Source organism: Dactylosporangium sp. NPDC050688 (assembly GCF_040654515.1).
GTDB lineage: Bacteria > Actinomycetota > Actinomycetes > Mycobacteriales > Micromonosporaceae > Dactylosporangium.
The window spans coordinates 83,997-102,040 of record NZ_JBFAIC010000030.1; the positions used below are offsets into that span (position 1 = coordinate 83,997).

Here is an 18,044-nt window from a genome sequence, read left to right on the forward strand (position 1 = left end):
TCAGCCTCCACGCCGGTACGGCTTGCCGTCCGCGGCGGGCGGTCTGAGCCGCTGCGCCGCGAGCGCCAGCACGACCAGCACCGTGATGTAGGGCGCTGCCTGCACCATCGCCGTCGGGATCTTGTCCACAGAGAAGAACAATACGTAGGACAGGACGCCGAGGACCGCCGAAGCGATCGCCACCAGGCGGTTGCGCCGGATGAACTCCCAGACCGCGAGGGCCAGCAGCAGCGCGCCGACGAGGATGAGCAGGGCGTGCACGGACTCGCTGCCGCGCCGCAGCTGGAGCGCGTCGGTGTAGCCGAACAGGGAGGCTCCGACGGCCAGCCCGCCCGGCCGCCAGTTGCCGAAGATCATCGCGGCGAGGCCGATGTACCCGCGCCCGCCGGTCTGCCCCTCGCGGTAGATCGCGGAGGTGACCGTGGACAGGTAGACGCCGCCGAGCCCGGCCATCGCGCCGGAGATCACCACGCCGTAGTACTTGTAGCGGTACACGTTGAGCCCGAGGCTCTCCGCCGCGTGCGGGTCCTCGCCGACGGACCGGACGCGCAGGCCGAAGGCGGTCTTCCACAGCAGCCACGCGGTGAGCGGGATGAGCAGCACGGCGAGGATCGTCACCAGCGACACCTCGTGCAGCAGGCCGCGCAGGATCCCGGCGACGTCGCTCACCAGGAACCACTGGTGCTCCTCGAGGCCCTTGAGACCGTTGATGCCGGGCACGGAGATGCGCGGCACCTGGTCCACGACCTGCGGGGACTGGGTCGCGCCGGCGCTGCCCCAAGTGATGTAGGACAGGTAGCGCACGACGCCGGGCGCCAGGATGGTCATCGCGACGCCGGAGATGATGTGGTCGACGCCGAACGTGACCGTGGCGACCGCGTGGACGAGGCCGCCGACGGCGCCGCCGAGGATGCCGATGAGCAGCCCGATCCACGGTCCGAACTCCAGGCTGCCCCACGCGCCGAACCAGGTGCCGAGGATCATCTGGCCCTCGAGGCCGATGTTGACCACGCCGGCCCGCTCCGCCCAGAGGCCGCCGAGACCGGCGAGGCCCAGCGGGACCGCCGCCTGCAGCGCCGCCTGGATCGCGCCCTGCGAGGTGACGTCGGGGGCGTTGGCCAGCTGGTGCACCAGGGACAGCCCGACCAGCGCGCCGGCGATGATCAGCAGGATCGTGCCGGTGGACATGCGCCGGCTGCGGGGTTTGACCGCGGGCTGCGCCGCCTCCGAGAGCATCGTGTCGGTGCTCACTTCGACTCCTCCACTACCGCCGCGGGGACCGGCGCGGCCGTGGCGGTGGCCACGCCCACCCGCCGTTGTTGCGCCCGCCGGCCGATGCGGGCGGCGAGCTCGTAGGCGATGACGACCGACAGGACGGTGACGCCCTGCATGATCAGGATGATTTCCTTGGGGATCCCGTCGAGGTCGAGGATGATCTGTGAGCTCGCCAGGAAGCCCCACAGGATCGCGCCCAGGGCCATGCCGATCGGGTGGTTGCGGCCGAGCAGCGCCACGGCGATACCGGTGAAGCCGATGCCGCCGAAGCCCTCCGTGTAGGTGTGGCTCTCCCCCAGCATGCGGGGCAGGTTGACCAGGCCGGCAACCGCGCCGGAGATCAGCATCGCGGTGATCACCATGCGCTTGGCGTTGACGCCGCTGGCGACCGCCGCGAAGGGGTTGTGGCCGGTGGCCCGCAGGTCGAAGCCGAAGCGGGTCCGGTTGATCACGAACCAGTACGCGGCGCCGAGGACCACCGCGATCGCGAAGAAGCCGAGCACCTTCTGGTCGGTGCCGGAGATGATCGGCAGGCCGGGCATCCAGGAGCTCTCCGGCAGGATGCCGGTGGTCTTGATCTGCGCGCCGGGCTCGGTCACGCCCCAGTGGTCGTTGAGCAGCCAGGTGACCACCAGGCCGCCGATCGCGTTGAGCATCAGCGTGGAGATGACCTCGCTGACGCCGCGCTGGGTCTTGAGCAGCGCCGCGATGGAGGCCCAGGCCGCGCCGACGATCATCGCCACCACGACGATGAGCACGATGCGCAGGCCACCCGGCATCCAGTCCATGAACGACGCGCTGGCCAGGGCGCCGGCGAAGAACGCGCCGACCTTCGACTGGCCCTCGACGCCGATGTTGAACAGGCCCATCTTGAAGCCGATCGCCACCGCGACGGCGGCGATGTACAGCTCGCTGGCCTTGTTGAGGATCTCGACCATCTGGTCGGGCTGGGTGCCGAACTCGTACATGTGCTGGAACGCGACAAGCGGGTCCTTGTCGCTGATCAGCAGGGCGATCGACGAGATCGCGGCGGCGATGACGAGCGCGACGACCGGTGCGATCAGCTGCGGCAGCAGCTTCCCGACATCGATGCGCCGCGCGCCGACGGCGGCCGTGGTCATGAAGCGATCTCCTCACCTGTGGCGCCGGTCATGGCGACACCGAGCTGCTCGGGGGTGACGGTCGACGGGTCGGCGTCGGCCACCAGCCGACCACCGTAGATCACCTTCAGCGAGTCGGACAGGCCGATCAGCTCGTCGAGGTCGGCGGAGATGAGCAGCACGCCCATGCCGGCGATGCGCGCGTTGCGGATGTGGTCCCAGATCGCGGCCTGGGCACCGACGTCCACCCCGCGGGTGGGGTGGGCGGCGATGAGCACCTTCGGCTGGTGGCTCATCTCCCGGCCGACGATGAGTTTCTGCTGGTTGCCGCCGGACAGCGCGACCGCGGCGACGTCGATGCCGGGGGTGCGCACGTCGTACTCGGCGACGATGCGGGTGGTGTCGCGGCGGGCGCCGCCGACGTTGATCAGGAAGCCGCGGGCGTTGGGCGGCTCGGTCTGGTGGCCGAGGATGCGGTTCTCCCACAGCGGCGCGTCGAGCAGCAGGCCCTGCCGGTGCCGGTCCTCCGGGATGTAGCCGAGCCCCGCCTCGCGGCGCCGGCGGGTGTCCCACCCGTCGATCTCGACGCCGTCGAGCTCGACGGTGCCGGTCGAGGCGCGCATGCCCATGACCGCCTCGGCGAGCTCGGCCTGGCCGTTGCCCTCGACGCCGGCGATCCCGACGACCTCGCCCTTGTGGATGGTGAACGAGGCGTCCGCCACGATCGGGCGCCCGTCGGCGCCCCGGACCGTGAGGCCCCGCACGACCAGGACCGGCACGTCGGTGACGGTCGACTCGCGCGCCTCGGGGCTGGGCAGCTCGCTGCCGACCATGAGGGTCGCCAGCTGGCGGGCGGTGACCTGGTCGGGCTTGACGGAGGCGACGGTCGTGCCGCGCCGGATGACGGTGATGTCGTCGGCGACGGCGCGGACCTCGTCGAGCTTGTGCGAGATGAACAGCACGGTCAGGCCCTCGCGGATGAGCTCGCGCAGGTTGCCGAACAGTTCGTCGACCTCCTGCGGGACCAGCACCGCGGTCGGCTCGTCGAGGATGAGGATGCGGGCGCCCCGGTAGAGCACCTTGAGGATCTCGACCCGCTGGCGGTCGCCGACGCCGAGGTCCTCGACGAGCGTGTCGGGCTCGACATCCAGCCCGTACCGCGTGGAGATCTCCTCGATCTTGGCCCGGGCCCGGGCGCCGATGCCGTGCAGCTTCTCGGCGCCGAGGACCACGTTCTCCATGACCGTGAAGTTGTCGGCGAGCATGAAGTGCTGGTGGACCATGCCGATGCCGACCTTGATCGCGCCCTGGGGGGAGGAGAACCTCACCGGGGCGCCCTCGATGAGAATCTCGCCCTCGTCCGGCGGCTGCATCCCGTAGAGGATCTTCATCAGCGTCGACTTGCCGGCCCCGTTCTCGCCGACGATCGCGTGGATGGTGCCCTTACGGACGGTGAGGTTGACGTCCGAGTTCGCCACGACGCCGGGGAACCGTTTGGTGATCCCCTTCAGCTCGACGGCGAGTGGGTCCGCGGTCACGAGATGCTCCTTCAACAAGTGATGGCGGGGGACCGGATCACAGTCCCCCGCCTCACGTCCAGCTAGCGATTACTTGGTCGGCACCGTGATCTTGCCGGAGACGATGTCCGCCTTGAACTCGTCGAGCTTGGTCTTGATGTCGTCGACCTGACCACCGGAGGTGGCGTAGCCCACGCCGTCGGCCTTGAGGTCGAAGACGATCGGACCGGCCTTGAACTTGTCCTCGGAGAAGTCCTTGACGAAGTTGAACACCGCGTTGTCGACCCGCTTGAGCATCGACGTCATGATGACCGTCTTGAGCGAGGCGTCAGTCACGGTGTTGTACTGGTCGGAGTCGACGCCGATCGCGAGGGCGTTCTTGGCCTTGGCGGCCTCGAAGACGCCGGTGCCGGAGCCGCCGGCCGCCGCGTAGATGATGTCGGCCTTCTGGTCGTACATACCGGTCGCCGCGGTCTTGCCACCGGCGGGGTCGTTAAAGCCCTTGCAGGCCTCAGCCGGGGTCGACAGGTAGTTGGTCAGCACCTTGATGTCGGCCTTGGCCGCCTTGGCGCCAGCGGCGAAGCCCGCCTCGAACTTCTTGATCAGGTCGACCTGGCAGCCACCGATGAAGCCGACCGTGCCGGTCTTGGACTTCAGCGCCGCGGCCGCACCGACCAGGAAGGAACCCTGCTCCTCGGCGAACACGAGGTCGGCCACGTTGTCGGCGGTGGTGCCGCCGTCGACGATGGCGAACTTGGTCTGCGGGCAGTCCTTCGCCGCACGGGCGAGCGGGCCGTTCTTGGCGTCCGCGCCGTCGTAGACGAAGCCGACCGCGATGACCGGGTTGTAACCCGTCGTGCAGAGCAGCTTCAGCCGTGCGTACTTGTCGTTCTCGCTCTCGCCGGCGACGGCAGCCAGGTCCTTGACCTCGAGGTTGAGGTCGGTCTTGACCCGGTCGAGACCAGCGGCGGCGGAGTCGTTGAACGACTTGTCGCCACGGCCGCCGATGTCGAACGCGAGGCCGACCTTGACGTTCTTCTTCGTGCCGGCACTGCTCGTGCTGCCCGGCTCGTCGCCCTTGTCATCGCCGCAAGCGGCCATGCTGCCCAACGCGACAATCGCCACCGCGGCGGCCGCGAGAACCTTCATCCCACGCACTCGGCGCAAGACGGTCTCCCTTCACCAAAGCACCGCCCCAACGCGGTGTAACCCAACGGCGGGAGCGTACGCCCTCCGACCGACAGTTCCGCTGTTTGCTGCCGGGTTGGGAGGAGTGCGTTATAGGGCCGTGACGTGCGGACGGTCCTACCAGCCTAGCGAGAAGGATCTTGTAACACCCGGTTTACTTCCAAAAGACGGCAACGGCGGCGTTAACGAGCGTTAGCCCCACCAAAGCCAGGAAATGCCCACGGTTGACTTCCTCACGCTTGCGCGAGAAGAAGGCCATGGCGAAGATGGCCAGGCCGATGACCGCCTTGACGACGAGCTTGGCGGCCGGCGGTTCGTCGCCGTCGCGCAGCGGCGCGGACAGCGCGATGCCGGTCACCACCTGGATGGTCGCGCCCCACAGCATCGCCGCGTTGATGCGCAGCTTCCCAGTGAGGTACTGGGCGACCGCGCCACCCAGCAGCAGCGCGAACCCGATCAGGTGGGCGTACAGGAGGATGAGCCGCAAAGGTTCCACCCGCGCAAGGTAACGCCTCGTTGACTCTCCCGTTGCTGGAGGGTCCACGATGGCGACATGAACATCGGCGAGCTGTCCCGATTGTCCGGCCTGCCGGTCAAGACCATCCGGTACTACTCCGACGTCGGCCTGGTCCCGGAGGCCGAGCGCTCCCGCGCCAACTACCGCCGCTACGACCACGCCTCGCTGGTCAGGCTGGAGTTCGTACGGACCCTGCGGGAGCTGGGGCTGGACATCGCGACCATCAAGCGGGTCCTGGACCGCGGCGAGGACCTCGGCTCCGTGGCCGCGGCGCACGCCGAGGCGATCGGCGTGCAGATCCGGGTGCTGCGGCTGCGCCGGGCGGCGTTGCGCGCGGTGGCGCTGCATTCGGCTCAGGGCGACCCGGCCCCCGCCGAGCTGGACCGCATGGCCCGCATCGCCCAGGCGGGCACCGACGAGCGGCGCCGGATCGTCGAGGAGTTCTTCGACAGCATCTTCACCGAGATCGCGGACTCACCGGAGGCCGCACAGTTCACCCAGCGGATGCGCAGCGTCTCCCCGGACCTGCCCGACGACCCCACCGACGCCCAGGTCGACGCCTGGATCGAGCTCGCCGAAATGCTCCGCGAACAGGATTTCCGGGCCCGGCTGCGGGAGATGGGCAAGCGCAGCTTCGCCCCGTCCGAACGCCGCCTGGTGCCCACAGACACGCCGGAGATCTCCTGGTTCACCGGCCACGTCGGCGAGCACATGGACGCGGGCGTGACACCCGGCAGCCCGCAGGCCGACGCCGTGGTCGCCACCGTGCTGCGGCGGTGGGGGCTCACGGAGCGCGACCGGGAGGCGCTCATCGACCAGCTCACCCTCGCCGTCGACCCGCGCGCCGAGCGGTACTGGCAACTCATGGCCGTGATCAACGGATGGCCGCCGATCCCGGCCACGATGCACCGGTGGATGTGGTTCCTGAACGCCCTCCGCGCGGGCCGCGGACCGTTAGCGTGACCTGGTGGAATGGTGGCGGCACGCGGTCATCTACCAGGTCTACCCGCGCAGCTTCGCCGACGCCGGCGGCGACGGTGTCGGCGACCTGCCCGGCATCACCGCGCGCCTCGGGCACCTCGCCGACCTCGGGGTCGACGCGCTGTGGCTCTCGCCGTTCTACCGCTCCCCCATGGTCGACGGCGGCTACGACGTCAGTGACCACCGCGACGTCGACCCCGTCTTCGGCACCCTCGCCGACTTCGACGCGCTGCTCGCCGAGGCGCACCGGCTCGGGCTGCGGGTCATCGTCGACATCGTGCCCAACCACACGTCCTCGCAGCACCCGTGGTTCGTGCAGGGCCTGCGCGACCGGTACATCTTCCGCGACACCCCGAACGAGTGGCGGTCGCTCTTCGGCGGTCCCGCCTGGACGCAGGTCGCCGACGGGCAGTGGTACCTGCACCTGTTCGCCCCCGAGCAACCCGACCTGAACTGGGAGAACTCGGACGTCAGGGCGGAGTTCGACGGCATCCTGCGCTTCTGGCTGGACCGGGGCGTCGACGGCTTCCGGGTCGACGTCGCGCACGGCATGATCAAGGACCTGGCCGGCGTGGAGCTCTTCGACCACGAGGACGTCCACGAGATCCACCGCGGCTGGCGCAAGATCCTCGACTCCTACCCGGGAGACCGGATGGCCGTCGCCGAGGTGTTCGACACCGCCCCGGACCGCGTCGCGCGCTATGTGTCGGTGGGCCAGCTGCACCAGGCGTTCAACTTCGACTTCCTGGAGGCGCCCTGGGACCCGGTGGTCCTGCGCCGGGTCATCGACGCGTCCCTTGCCGCCGCGGCGGCGGTCGGCGCGCCACCGACCTGGGTGCTGTCCAACCACGACCGGCGCCGGCACGTGACCCGCTTCGGCAGCGTCCGGCGGGCCCGGGCGGCGGCCCTGCTGATGCTTGGCCTGCCCGGCAGCGCCTACCTGTACCAGGGCGAGGAGCTCGGCCTGCCGGAGGTCCTGGACCTGCCGGACGAGGTGCGCACCGACCCGCAGTGGATCCGCTCCGGCGGCGCCGAGCCGGGCCGGGACGGCTGCCGGGTGCCGCTGCCCTGGTCGGGCGACGCGCCGCCGTTCGGCTTCGGGCCGGGCGGCGCCTGGCTGCCGCAGCCGGCGGACTGGGCCGCGCTGACGGTCGAGGCGCAGCGCAAGGACCCGGGCTCGATGCTGCGGCTCTACCGGTCCGCGCTGCGGCTGCGCCGGCCGGCCACGTCGCTGCGCTGGCTCGACGCACCCGCGGGGGTGCTGCTGTTCGAGACGGAGACGTTGCGGGTCGCGGCGAACCTGAGCGCGGCGCCAGCGCCCCTGCCGGTATCCCTGGAGTGGCCGGCCATCCCGCTGCTGAGCAGCGACGGGATGGCCGGCGAGCTGCCACCGGACACGACCGCCTGGTGGACGATCGAGGAAAGCTAGGCCGTCAGCTTGGCCGCGATGCGGGCGAAGCCGGCGCGGATCTCCTCGATCGACGGGGGCTCGTGCGTGTGGTCGGGGTCGTCATGGTCGTGGTCATGGTCGTGGCCATGACCGTGATGGTCGTCGTCGTAGCCGGCGAGCTCCTCGTCGAGCGCCGCCGTCTCCAGGTCTTCGTTCTCGGCCGCCAGGCGGGAGGCGGCGATGTCACCGAGGATCTGCTCGGCGGTGACGTGCGGCTGCAGCGGCTCGACCACCGCCATCAGCTCCTCGTCGGCCACCACGGCCTCGGCGAGGGCGAGCGCGTGCGCCCGCTCGTAGGGCCCGCACACGACGGGCTCCCACTCCTCGTCCTCGTTCAACGGGCCGAAGGTGATGATCCACGGCAGGGTCAGCGCCGGCGCGTCGGCCGGCAGGTCCAAAGTCACAAGTGCACCCACGGCGCCCATCATGACGGGTCGCGCGGCTCCACCGGCGCCGAACCGCCGGACGGGACGATCCGCCGCGCCATGTCGGCGGCCACCGCCACCGCGTCCGGGGCCGCCGGCCGGTCCTGCCGCGGTCCGGCGGAGCGCCCTTCCACAGCGCCGGCGAGGTGCCCTTCCACAGCATCGGCGGGGTGCTCGGCGCGCACCGTGGCCGCCGCCCGCTCGGCGGTCTCCGCGGCCTCCTCGACCAGCTGGGCCGCCCGCACCGCCGCCCGCACGTCGCTGCGCGGCTGGCCGCCGGCGAGGTCCTTGGCCCGGCCGTGCGTGGCGGTGGCCGCGAGCGCGGCGGCGAACAGCAGCAGCTGGTGCAGCAGGTACATGTAGAGCAGCAGCCCGATCGTGCCGGCCACCAGCTGGTAGGCCGGGTTGTCCTCGATCCGGGTGATGTAGAGCTTGCCGAGCGTCTTGAGCAGGCCGAGCCCGACCGCGAACAGCAGCGCGGAGGGCAGCAGGCGGCGCATCGACATGCGCAGCCGCGGCACGCCGGCCAGCAGCGCCATGCCCAGGACCAGGTCCACGACGCCGGACAGCAGCGTCGAGGCGCCCCGCAGCGCCACCCGCACCGGGTCCTGCTCGAAGTCGCCGGCCAGCCAGTACAGCAGCTCCTGCACGCCGGCGAAGATGCCGATCGACACGATCAGCAGCATCCCCAGCGCCACCAGCACGGCGAGGTCCACCAGCCAGCGCACCACCGCGTTGCCCGGGTGCTCCTGCAGGTGCCACAGCGCGCGCTGCGAGGAGCGCAGGTTCTCCACCCAGCCGACGCCGGCGATGATCAGGCCGACCAGCGCGATGAGCCCGATCTGCTGGCTGCCGGCGAAGATCTGGTCGGAGTGCAGCTGCGGCAGGTTGACCGCCAGGTAGCCCTGGACCCGGTCGACGACGGCCGCGTTGCCGCCGAGCACCCGGCCGAGGATGAAGAACGCCACGACCACCATCGCGAAGACGGCGAAGAAGCCGTAGTAGGCGGTCGCAGCGGCGAGCCTTGCCGCGTCGACGTCGAAGTAGCGCTCCTGCGCCCGCCAGAAGTGGTCGAACGCGCGGGAGCGGCGGCGGCCGGCGGCCACCACGCGGTCGAAACCGGCTTCCAGCCGGTCCAGCAGGCTCACCGTTCTATCGTCGCTGATCGACCGCGGAGCGGCGCGGTGACAGCCGGTACTGCGCGTACGGCCGCCATCGACCGCTCTCGTCGTGCTCGAAGAGGGCGAACCCGTCGACGGGGAACGCGGCCTCGTACCCGGCGAGGTCGGTGAACGCGGCGTCCAGCCGCTCCGGGGCCACGTTGTGCGCGACCGTCACGTGCGGGTGGTACGGGTACGGCACCGTCGCCTGGATCTCGGCGGCGTCCAGCACCGCCCGGTGCAGCTGCTCGCACTCGCCGATGCCGGCCGCGACCGCCACGAAGACCACCTGGGTCAGCGGGCGGAACGTGCCGGTCCCGCGCAACCGCACCGTGAACGGCGCGTGCCGCCCCGCGACCCCGGCCAGGTGCCGGTCGATCGCGGGCAGGTCGGCTGCGGCGACGTCGGTCGGGCCGAGCAGGGTCACGTGCGCGGGCACGTGCGCGGCGGCCGGGTCGCCCGCGGCGAGGCGGGCGGCGGTGAGCTCGCTGCCCCAGGGGTCCGGGAGGTCGATCGCGACGCCGATGGTGGTCCGCAACGCCCCGGCCACGTCAGTGCGTAGCACCCGGTGCGAGGAACCCGATCCGGTCGTAGACCGTGGCCAGGGTGGCGGCCGCGACCGTGCGGGCCTTCTCGGCACCGATCGCGAGCAGCTTGTCCAGCTGCGCCGGGTCCTCCAGGTAAGTGTTGGTGCGCTGCTGGATCGGGCGCAGGAACTCCACCACGACCTCGGCGAGGTCCTTCTTGAGGTCGCCGTAGCCCTTGCCGTCGTACGCCGCGACGAGGTCCTCGATGCTGCGCCCGGTCAGCGCCGAGTAGATCGTGAGCAGGTTGGAGATGCCCGGCTTGGCGGCCTGGTCGAAGATGATCTCGCGGCCGGTGTCGGTGACCGCCGACTTGATCTTCTTCGCGGCCCGCGCCGGGTCCTCGAGCAGCTCCACCAGGCCGGTCGCGGTCGACGCCGACTTCGACATCTTCGCCGTCGGCTCCTGCAGGTCGGTGATCTTGGCGGTGTCCTTGATGATGTACGGCGCCGGCACCGTGAACGTCGCGCCGAACGTCGTGTTGAACCGCTGGGCGAGGTCGCGGGTCAGCTCCAGGTGCTGGCGCTGGTCCTCGCCGACGGGCACCGCGTCCGCCTGGTACAGCAGGATGTCGGCCGCCTGCAGGATCGGGTAGGTGAACAGCCCGACGCTGGAGCGCTCCGCGCCCTGCTTGCTCGACTTGTCCTTGAACTGCGTCATCCGGCTGGCCTCGCCGAAGCCGGTGATGCAGCCCATCACCCAGCCGAGCTGCGCGTGCTCCGGCACGTGGCTCTGCACGAACAGCGTGCACCGCTCGGGGTCGAGCCCGACCGCCAGCAGCTGCGCCGCGCTCACCCGGGTGCGCCGGCGCAGCAGCGCCGGGTCGTGGCCGGCGGTGATCGCGTGCAGGTCGACCACGCAGTAGAACGTGTCGTGCGTGTCCTGCATCGCCACCCAGTTGCGCAGCGCGCCGAGATAGTTGCCCAGATGGAACGAGTCGGCGGTGGGCTGAATCCCGGAGAGCACCCGAGGACGGGCGGTGCTGACGGACGGCGACATGCGGTTCATTCTGTCAGCACCACCACAGCGGTGGCGCAACCGGGAGCACGTGACAGCAGTCTTGTTCGGTGAGGGGGTGACGGGGTGGGCGAGGAGCTCGAGGCACGCGAAGCCGTCCGTGACGCGTACGAGGCGCACTACCGGCGGCTCGTCGCCGCGCTCTACGCGCTCACCGGCGACCACGCCGAGGCCCAGGACCTGGTCCAGGAGGCCTACGCGCGCGCCCTGGCGCGGCCCCGGCAGTTCCTCGACGTCGCCGACCCGGAGGCGTGGTTACGCACCGTGGCGATGAACCTGGCCCGGACCCGCTGGCGGCGCCGGCGCCTGTTCGACACACTGGTGCGCAGCGGCCGGGTCGCCCGGCCGGTGGAGAGCGTCCCCGGCGTCGACCCCAACCGGGTCGCCCTCGTCGCCGCCCTGCAGCAGCTGTCACAGGCCACCCGCGAGACGATCGTGCTGCACCACCTCGCCGACATGTCGGTGCACGAGGTCGCCGACGCCCTGGGCGTGCCGGTCGGCACGGTGAAGGCCCGCTTGTCGCGGGGCCGCGCCATGCTCGCCGCGCTGCTCAGCGACGCCGACCCCGACGCCGACGGCACCGGGCTGCGCAGGCGGCCGGCCGCCCTGTCGCAGCGCGACGTCCAGGAGGTGCGAGATGCGCCCTGACCTGGACTTCCGCACGCTCCGGGCGCAGGTGGAGTCGGCCACCTGGATGCCGGACTTCAGCCTGCTGTCCCGCCGGGCCGGGCAGGTGCGCCGGCGCGACCGGCTGGCCGTCGTCGGCGCGCTCGTCGGCACGCTCGCCGTCTTCGCGCCCGTCGCGCTCGCCGGGGTGTTCGGCCGGCCGTCGCCCTCCGCGCTCGGGCCCAACCCCGACCTCGGCGAGCCGTGGACCCCGCTGCCGTCGGTCTCGCCGCCGGCCGGCGGCAGCTTCGAGACCACCCGCACGGTCCGGGCCGCCGCCGGCGACCTGCCCGAAGGCGTGGTCGCCGCGGTCGACGTCTGCGTCGAGGTGCCGCAGGCCCGCCGGTGCAACCTGCAAGTGGTCGTGTTGCGGGGCGAGCCGCGTGGCACCCCGCTGCTGTCCGACGCGCTGCGGCAGAGCTCGCTCGACCAGGTGGACCACGTCGACCTGGTCCGGCTCGCCCCGCAGACGTTCATGCTCAGCGGCGAGGTCAGCGGCGGCTCCCGCACGAGCGTCAAGTTCCGCCTCGACGACCCGGCCGTCACCCCGGTCATCGGCCCGGAGACCCGCGAGGCGCTCGGCGCCGCCGACCGGGTCGTGCAGCTGGTGGAGTACGGCGACCTCTTCGGCGTCCGGCAGAGCGACGGCACGCTGAGCCTGCTCGTCGACCAGCCGCCGATGGCCCGGCGCGCCGTCGCGGGCGGGCTGCCGGTCGCGGCCGGCTGGTGGGTCACCGGCGCGGACCTGCGCACCGGCGCGCCGGCCGTCGCGGTCAGCAAGGACCAGGGCCGGCGCTGGCTGGCCCGCGCGCTGGACGCGCCGCCGGGCATCGACGCGCCCACCGTGGTCACCCGGGACGGCACGACGGCGCACGCCTTCATCCGGTACGCCAAGGGCATCCGGCACTTCCGCTCCCGCGACGGCGGGGAGAGCTGGCAGGAGGTGACCACGAAGATCGAGCTGCCGGCGCCGCTGGACAACGACGGCGCCCTGAACGGCCGCGCCTTCGGTGCGCTGGTCCGCCCCGACCGGTCCGTGCAGCTGTGGATCAGGGGTGACTCGGAGACGATCTACCTGGAGAGCCTCGACGGGGAGCACTTCGGCGTCGTCGCCGGGCCCGGCGGCCCGCTGCACGCCGTCGACAACGGCTTCGCCACCCTCAGCGACCCGCCCCGGCTGTCCACCGACGGCCGCAGCTGGGACACCGGGGGCATGCCGGCCACCCTGCTGCCCGAGTGAGCACCGTTTCGTAGAAGGTTGGAACCGGCTCGCCCGGTCGGGGATCGTGAGCGGTGTGAGCGAGCTCGAGGAGGTCTACCACGCCTGCTACCGCAGGCTGGTGACGCAGCTCTACGCGTTCACGACCGACCTCACCGAGGCCCAGGACGTGGTCCAGGAGGCGTTCGCCCGCGCCGCCGCGCGCCCCGGCGGCTTCGCCGGCATCGACAACCCCGAGGCGTGGCTGCGCACGGTGGCGGTCAACGTGGTCCGCCGCCGCTGGCGCCGCCGGAAGCTGCTCGACCTGATCCTGCTGCGGGAACGCGCCGGCCAGCGGCACGTGGAGGCCGGGCCGTCGCCGGAGCGCACCGACCTGACCGAGGCCCTCGACGCCATCCCCCGCACGTACCGGGAGGTCATCGTGCTGCACTACTACGCCGATCTCAGCGTCGAGGAGATCTCCGCCGCGCTCGGCGTCCCCGGCGGCACCGTCAAGTCGCGGCTGTCGCGGGGGCGTGCCGCGCTCGCCGAGCGGCTCCCGGGCTACTCCCCCGCGACGTCGCCCTCGACGGAGGTGCGCCATGCCTGACGAGCTGGAGACCTTGCTGCGCGCCCAGCGGCTCGACTTCGCCCAGCCGCCCCTGGCCACGATCACGGCCCGGGCCCGCGTCCTGCGCCGCCGGCGCCGCGCCACCCTGGCCGGCGCGGTCGCCCTGACGCTGCTCGCCGCGTTCTCGGTGGGCCTGCTCGTGCCCCGGGGCACCCCGGCGCCGCAGGTGGCCACGTCGGCGTCCGCGCCGGCCGGCGGCGTGTGGACCGGCGGCGGCATCACCGTCAACGGCCTGCCCGGCCAGCCCCGCGACCTGCCCGGCACGGTGCGGGACGTGGAGTTCCTCGACGCCGACCGGGGCTACCTGCTGACGCTGGAGTGCGCCGCCTCGTGCACCGCCTGGGTCAGCGCGACCACAGACGGCGGCCGGACCTGGAGCACGGCCCGCGCGCCGGGCGGCTTCGGCACCCCGGCGCGCGGCGCGGAGCCGTCCCTGGTGGTCACCGGCTCCCGCATCACGCTCGTCGGGCAGAGCACCGGGTCTGGCACCGGGCCGGGTCTGGCCCGGGCCAGCAGCGCCGACGGCGTCGCCTGGGACACCGCCGACGGCCCGCCCGCGCCGGCCGGCACCGCCCTGCCCGGCGACGCCCGCCTGGTCCTGCTCGGCGGGCGGCTCGCGGCGCTGCTGCACGACGGGACGAGCCTGGTCGCGCCGCCCGCCCAGCCGCCGCTGACGATCGGCTGGGTCGCCCCGGTCCGCGCCGGCGACGGGTCGTGGTGGGTCGCCGGCACCGTCGACGGCCACCCGGCGGTGGCGGTCTCCCGCGACGGCGGGGCCTCGTGGAGCCCGACGACGTTCCCGGGCGGCGGCACGCCCAGGGTGTCGTTCCTCGGCCGGGACGTGCACGTGGCGATCGTCGACCCGGTCACCACCCCGGCCACGCTGCTGGGCGTCGCCACCTCCGCCGACGGTGGCGCCGGCTTCACCGGCCTCCAGCCCGTCACCGGCGTCACCGTCGGCGGTGACGTGGTGCCGCTGCTGGACGGCCGCCTCCTGCTCGTCGACGGCGCCGGGCACTGGCTGGTGTCGACCGACCGCGGCGGCACCTGGCAGCGGGTCTCGGGCCTGCACCCGACCGACCGCCTGGCCAGGACCCAGACGGGCTGGGTCGCCTACGGCATGTCGACGATCTACACCGCGTACTCCGTCGACGGCACCACCTGGCAGAAGCTCGACGCCCAGTAGGTCAGCCGCGGATGAAGTCCCAGGCGTCCTGGACCATGGTCGCCAGCTCGGCGCGCTCCGGCGTCCAGGACAGCTCCCGCTTCGCCCTGTCGGAGGCGGCGACGAGCTGCGCGGGGTCGCCGGGGCGGCGCTGCGCCATCTCGACCGGGACCGGGTGGCCGGTGACCTCGCGGACGACCTCGACAACCTGGCGGTTGGAGAAGCCGGTGCCGTTGCCGAGGTTGTACACGCGGTGGCCGGGGCCGTCCATGGTGCCGAGCGCGAGCAGGTGGGCGGCGCCGAGGTCGCCGACGTGGATGTAGTCGCGGATGTTGGTGCCGTCGGGTGTGTCGTAGTCGTCGCCGAAGAGCTGGAGCTTCTCCCGGCGGCCGAGCGCGACCTGCAGGGCGATCGGGATCAGGTGCGTCTCCGGGTCGTGCCGCTCACCGATCATGGAGCCGTCGGGACGGCGCAGGGCGCCGGCGACGTTGAAGTAGCGCAGGCTGACCGCGGAGATGCCGTGGCCCACCGCCTCGCCGGTCAGGGCGTGGTCCGCGGCGAGCTTCGAGGTCGCGTACGGGTTCGGCGGCCGCACGGCGGCGGTCTCCGGGATCGGCACGGCGTCGGGGTCGCCGTAGACGTTGGCGGTGGAGGAGAAGACCAGCCGGCGGGTGCCGGCGGCGCGCATCGCGTCGAGGAGCAGCAGCGTGCCGACGGTGTTGTTCTCCCAGTACTTCTCGGGCTTCTGCACGCTCTCGCCGGCGGCGATGAACGCGGCGAAGTGCAGCACCCCGTCGAACGCGGCGTCGCGGGTCAGGACGTCGCCGATCGCGTCGTGGACCCGGCCGCGGACGAAGACGGCGCCCTGCGGCACCGACGACTCGTGACCGGTGGAGAGATCGTCGAGCACCGTCACGTCGTGACCGGCGTCGAGCAGCAGAGCGGTGACGACGCTGCCGATGTAGCCGGCGCCCCCGGTGACGAGCAGTCTCACGGCACTCCTCCAAAAACCATCAGGAACCAACAAATCTACACGTCCGAGGTGAACGACGCGGTCCCCGCCGCCTACAATTCCGGCATGCCGGAGCCTGGCCCCGGAGCCATCAGGCAGACCGTCGCCGGTCTGCTGAGCCGCTGGGCGCACCGCCTGCACGCTACCAACGGGTCCGTGGACGTCAGCGAGGCCGAGCTGCGCACACTCATCGCCGGCGGCACCGGCACCGGCCACGTCCGCGAGGTGATGGTCCCCCGCACGGAGGTGCTGTTCCTCGACGCGGGGCTGACGGTCGCGGAGGCGGTGGCGCAGGTACGGGCGACCCGCCACTCTCGGTTTCCGGTGATCGCCGGCGACCAGGACGACGTGCTCGGCTTCGTCCACGTGCGCGACCTGACGCTGCTGCCCGCGGTCGACCCGTGCCTGCGCCTGCGGGAGCTGACCCGCGAGGTGAAGCGGCTCCCGGCGAGCAAGCGCGTCCTGGCGGCGCTGTCGGAGATGCGCCGGGAGGGCCACCACCTGGCGGTCGTCATGGACGAGTACGGCGGCACCGCCGGCATCGTCACCCTGGAGGACCTCATCGAGGAGCTCGTCGGGGAGATCCACGACGAGTACGACGCGCCGCCGGCACCCGAGCCCGAGCCGGACGAGTCCGCCGAGGTCGACGGCCGGATCAACCTCGCCGACCTGGCGGAGCGGACCGGCCTGGCGCTGCCGAGCGGCCCGTACGAGACGGTGGCCGGCTTCGTCATGGCCCGCCTGGGCCGGCTGCCGCGCACCGGCGACGAGGTGCGCCACGACGGCTGGCACCTGCACGTCAGCACCGTCGAGGGCCGCCGGGTGGCGCGGGTCGCCGTGATCCGCCCGCGCCAGCCGTGAAGCGGGTCAGCCGGCCTCGATGATCATGCCGGCACCGACGGTGCGGTTGGTGGCCTCGTCGATGATGATGAAGCCGCCGGTGGTGCGGTTGCGCCGGTACTCGTCGGCGAGCAGCGGCACCGTGGTGCGCAGCTTGACCCGGCCGATCTCGTTGAGGGCCAGCGAGGTCGCCGACTCGTCGCGGTGCAGCGTGTTCACGTCCAGCCGGTACTGCAGGCCGCGGATCACCGTGCGGGCCGAGCGGGTCGTGTGCTTGATCGAGTACTTGCCGCCGACGGTCAGCGGGCGGGTCTCGTCCATCCAGCAGATCATCGCCTCGATGTCCTGGGCGACGGCCGGCGCGTTGTGGGGCCGGCAGATCAGGTCGCCGCGGGCGATGTCGATCTCGTCGGCGAGGCGGATCGTCACCGACATCGGCGGGTAGGCCTCCTGCAGCGGCCCGTCGGCGGTCTCGATGTGCGTGATCTTCGTGGTGAAGCCCGAGGGCAGCACCATGACCTCGTCGCCGGGCTTCAGCACGCCGGAGGCGACCTGGCCGGCATAACCGCGGTAGTCCGCGACCGTCGTGGACTGCGGGCGGATCACGTACTGCACCGGGAAGCGCACGTCGACCAGGTTGCGGTCGGAGGCGATGTGCACGTGCTCCAGGTGGTGCAGCAGCGACGGGCCCTCGTACCACGGCATGTTCTCGGACCGGGTGACCAGGTTGTCGCCGTGCAGGGCCGAGATCGGGATGACGGTCAGGTCGGGCGCCTCGAGCTTCGCGGCGAACGAGGTGAACTCGTCGGCGATCCGCTCGAACACCTCCTGCGAGTAGTCGACCAGGTCCATCTTGTTGACGCAGAGCACCAGGTGCGGCACGCGCAGCAGCGAGCACAGGAAGGCGTGCCGCCGGGACTGCTCGACGAGGCCCTTGCGGGCGTCGACCAGGATCAGCGCCAGGTCGGCGGTGGAGGCGCCGGTGACCATGTTGCGCGTGTACTGGATGTGCCCGGGCGTGTCGGCGATGATGAACTTGCGCCGCGGGGTGGCGAAGTAGCGGTACGCCACGTCGATCGTGATGCCCTGCTCCCGCTCGGCGCGCAGGCCGTCGGTGAGCAGCGCGAGGTTGGTGTACTCGTCGCCGCGGGAGCGCGAGGTCGCCTCGACCGCCTCCAGCTGGTCGGTGAAGATCGCCTTCGAGTCGTACAGCAGGCGCCCGATCAGCGTCGACTTGCCGTCGTCGACGGAGCCGGCGGTGGCGAAGCGCAGCAGGTCCATCTGCCGCTGCGCGGGCGTCTCAACAACGGCGGTCATC

At 72.0% G+C, this 18,044-nt stretch carries 18 protein-coding genes; 7 read left to right on the plus strand and 11 right to left on the minus strand.

Annotated elements, in window-relative coordinates; translation table 11 throughout:
- The 5 genes from AB0H83_RS26660 to AB0H83_RS26680 all read right to left on the minus strand — a co-directional run bounded on the left by AB0H83_RS26660 (position 1) and on the right by AB0H83_RS26680 (position 5,576).
- On the minus strand, positions 1–1,251 hold the full coding sequence (locus AB0H83_RS26660) for an ABC transporter permease (RefSeq protein ID WP_360099013.1): 1,251 nt from the start codon (positions 1,249–1,251) through the stop codon (positions 1–3).
- A complete protein-coding gene (locus tag AB0H83_RS26665) occupies positions 1,248–2,396 on the minus strand; it encodes an ABC transporter permease (RefSeq protein WP_360099015.1) in 1,149 nt (382 codons plus the stop codon). Before AB0H83_RS26665 ends, AB0H83_RS26660 begins: the two co-directional genes overlap by 4 nt.
- Complete coding sequence (locus tag AB0H83_RS26670; RefSeq protein ID WP_360099017.1) at positions 2,393–3,913, minus strand: ABC transporter ATP-binding protein; 1,521 nt, start codon at positions 3,911–3,913, stop codon at positions 2,393–2,395. The genes AB0H83_RS26665 and AB0H83_RS26670 overlap by 4 nt, the downstream gene beginning before the upstream one ends.
- Positions 3,914–3,982: 69 nt before the next feature.
- Positions 3,983–5,041, minus strand: a complete 1,059-nt coding sequence (locus AB0H83_RS26675) for a BMP family ABC transporter substrate-binding protein (RefSeq protein ID WP_360099019.1) — start codon at positions 5,039–5,041, stop codon at positions 3,983–3,985.
- Positions 5,042–5,234: 193 nt separating this feature from the next.
- Positions 5,235–5,576 (minus strand): hypothetical protein, encoded by a 342-nt coding sequence (locus tag AB0H83_RS26680; RefSeq protein WP_360099021.1) that lies wholly within the window; start codon positions 5,574–5,576, stop codon positions 5,235–5,237.
- Between the two features lie 57 nt (positions 5,577–5,633).
- On the opposite strand from AB0H83_RS26680, the gene AB0H83_RS26685 reads away from it, so the two are divergent.
- Together AB0H83_RS26685 and AB0H83_RS26690 are read left to right on the plus strand one after the other, a co-directional pair.
- Entirely contained in the window at positions 5,634–6,560 is a 927-nt protein-coding gene (locus tag AB0H83_RS26685; RefSeq protein WP_360099023.1) for a MerR family transcriptional regulator, read from the plus strand.
- Position 6,561: 1 nt separating this feature from the next.
- Entirely contained in the window at positions 6,562–8,007 is a 1,446-nt protein-coding gene (locus tag AB0H83_RS26690; protein ID WP_360099085.1) for a glycoside hydrolase family 13 protein, read from the plus strand.
- Here AB0H83_RS26690 and AB0H83_RS26695 read toward each other — a convergent pair.
- The 4 genes from AB0H83_RS26695 to trpS are packed head-to-tail and all read right to left on the minus strand — an operon-like array spanning position 8,004 to position 11,205.
- A complete protein-coding gene (locus AB0H83_RS26695) occupies positions 8,004–8,444 on the minus strand; it encodes a hypothetical protein (RefSeq protein WP_360099025.1) in 441 nt (146 codons plus the stop codon). The genes AB0H83_RS26690 and AB0H83_RS26695 overlap by 4 nt on opposite strands.
- A gap of 8 nt (positions 8,445–8,452) precedes the next feature.
- Positions 8,453–9,601 carry a YihY/virulence factor BrkB family protein gene (locus tag AB0H83_RS26700; protein ID WP_360099027.1) on the minus strand — a complete coding sequence of 383 codons (1,149 nt, stop codon included), beginning with the start codon at positions 9,599–9,601 and terminating at the stop codon, positions 8,453–8,455.
- 4 nt (positions 9,602–9,605) lie between these two features.
- Positions 9,606–10,178: a 2'-5' RNA ligase family protein gene (locus AB0H83_RS26705; RefSeq protein WP_360099029.1), complete on the minus strand. Its 573-nt coding sequence runs from the start codon at positions 10,176–10,178 to the stop codon at positions 9,606–9,608.
- Positions 10,165–11,205, minus strand: a complete 1,041-nt coding sequence (gene trpS, locus AB0H83_RS26710) for a tryptophan--tRNA ligase (protein WP_360099031.1) — start codon at positions 11,203–11,205, stop codon at positions 10,165–10,167. Before trpS ends, AB0H83_RS26705 begins: the two co-directional genes overlap by 14 nt.
- A 75-nt stretch (positions 11,206–11,280) precedes the next feature.
- On the opposite strand from trpS, the gene AB0H83_RS26715 reads away from it, so the two are divergent.
- From AB0H83_RS26715 to AB0H83_RS26730, 4 genes are read left to right on the plus strand one after another with little or no spacing between them, the layout of a single operon-like run.
- Positions 11,281–11,862 carry a sigma-70 family RNA polymerase sigma factor gene (locus tag AB0H83_RS26715; RefSeq protein ID WP_360099033.1) on the plus strand — a complete coding sequence of 194 codons (582 nt, stop codon included), beginning with the start codon at positions 11,281–11,283 and terminating at the stop codon, positions 11,860–11,862.
- Complete coding sequence (locus AB0H83_RS26720; protein ID WP_360099035.1) at positions 11,852–13,120, plus strand: sialidase family protein; 1,269 nt, start codon at positions 11,852–11,854, stop codon at positions 13,118–13,120. Before AB0H83_RS26715 ends, AB0H83_RS26720 begins: the two co-directional genes overlap by 11 nt.
- 55 nt (positions 13,121–13,175) lie before the next feature.
- Positions 13,176–13,688 carry a sigma-70 family RNA polymerase sigma factor gene (locus AB0H83_RS26725; protein WP_360099037.1) on the plus strand — a complete coding sequence of 171 codons (513 nt, stop codon included), beginning with the start codon at positions 13,176–13,178 and terminating at the stop codon, positions 13,686–13,688.
- A complete protein-coding gene (locus tag AB0H83_RS26730) occupies positions 13,681–14,895 on the plus strand; it encodes a sialidase family protein (RefSeq protein ID WP_360099039.1) in 1,215 nt (404 codons plus the stop codon). Before AB0H83_RS26725 ends, AB0H83_RS26730 begins: the two co-directional genes overlap by 8 nt.
- Before the next feature lies 1 nt (position 14,896).
- Here the strand turns inward: AB0H83_RS26730 and galE are convergent, their stop codons facing one another.
- Positions 14,897–15,868, minus strand: coding sequence for a UDP-glucose 4-epimerase GalE (gene galE / locus AB0H83_RS26735; RefSeq protein ID WP_360099041.1), 972 nt, complete (start codon positions 15,866–15,868; stop codon positions 14,897–14,899).
- Between the two features lie 84 nt (positions 15,869–15,952).
- On the opposite strand from galE, the gene AB0H83_RS26740 reads away from it, so the two are divergent.
- A complete protein-coding gene (locus AB0H83_RS26740; RefSeq protein WP_360099043.1) occupies positions 15,953–16,747 on the plus strand; it encodes a hemolysin family protein in 795 nt (264 codons plus the stop codon).
- A 6-nt stretch (positions 16,748–16,753) separates the two neighbouring features.
- Here the strand turns inward: AB0H83_RS26740 and cysN are convergent, their stop codons facing one another.
- Positions 16,754–18,043 carry a sulfate adenylyltransferase subunit CysN gene (gene cysN / locus AB0H83_RS26745; protein WP_360099045.1) on the minus strand — a complete coding sequence of 430 codons (1,290 nt, stop codon included), beginning with the start codon at positions 18,041–18,043 and terminating at the stop codon, positions 16,754–16,756.
- Position 18,044 lies beyond the last annotated feature (1 nt).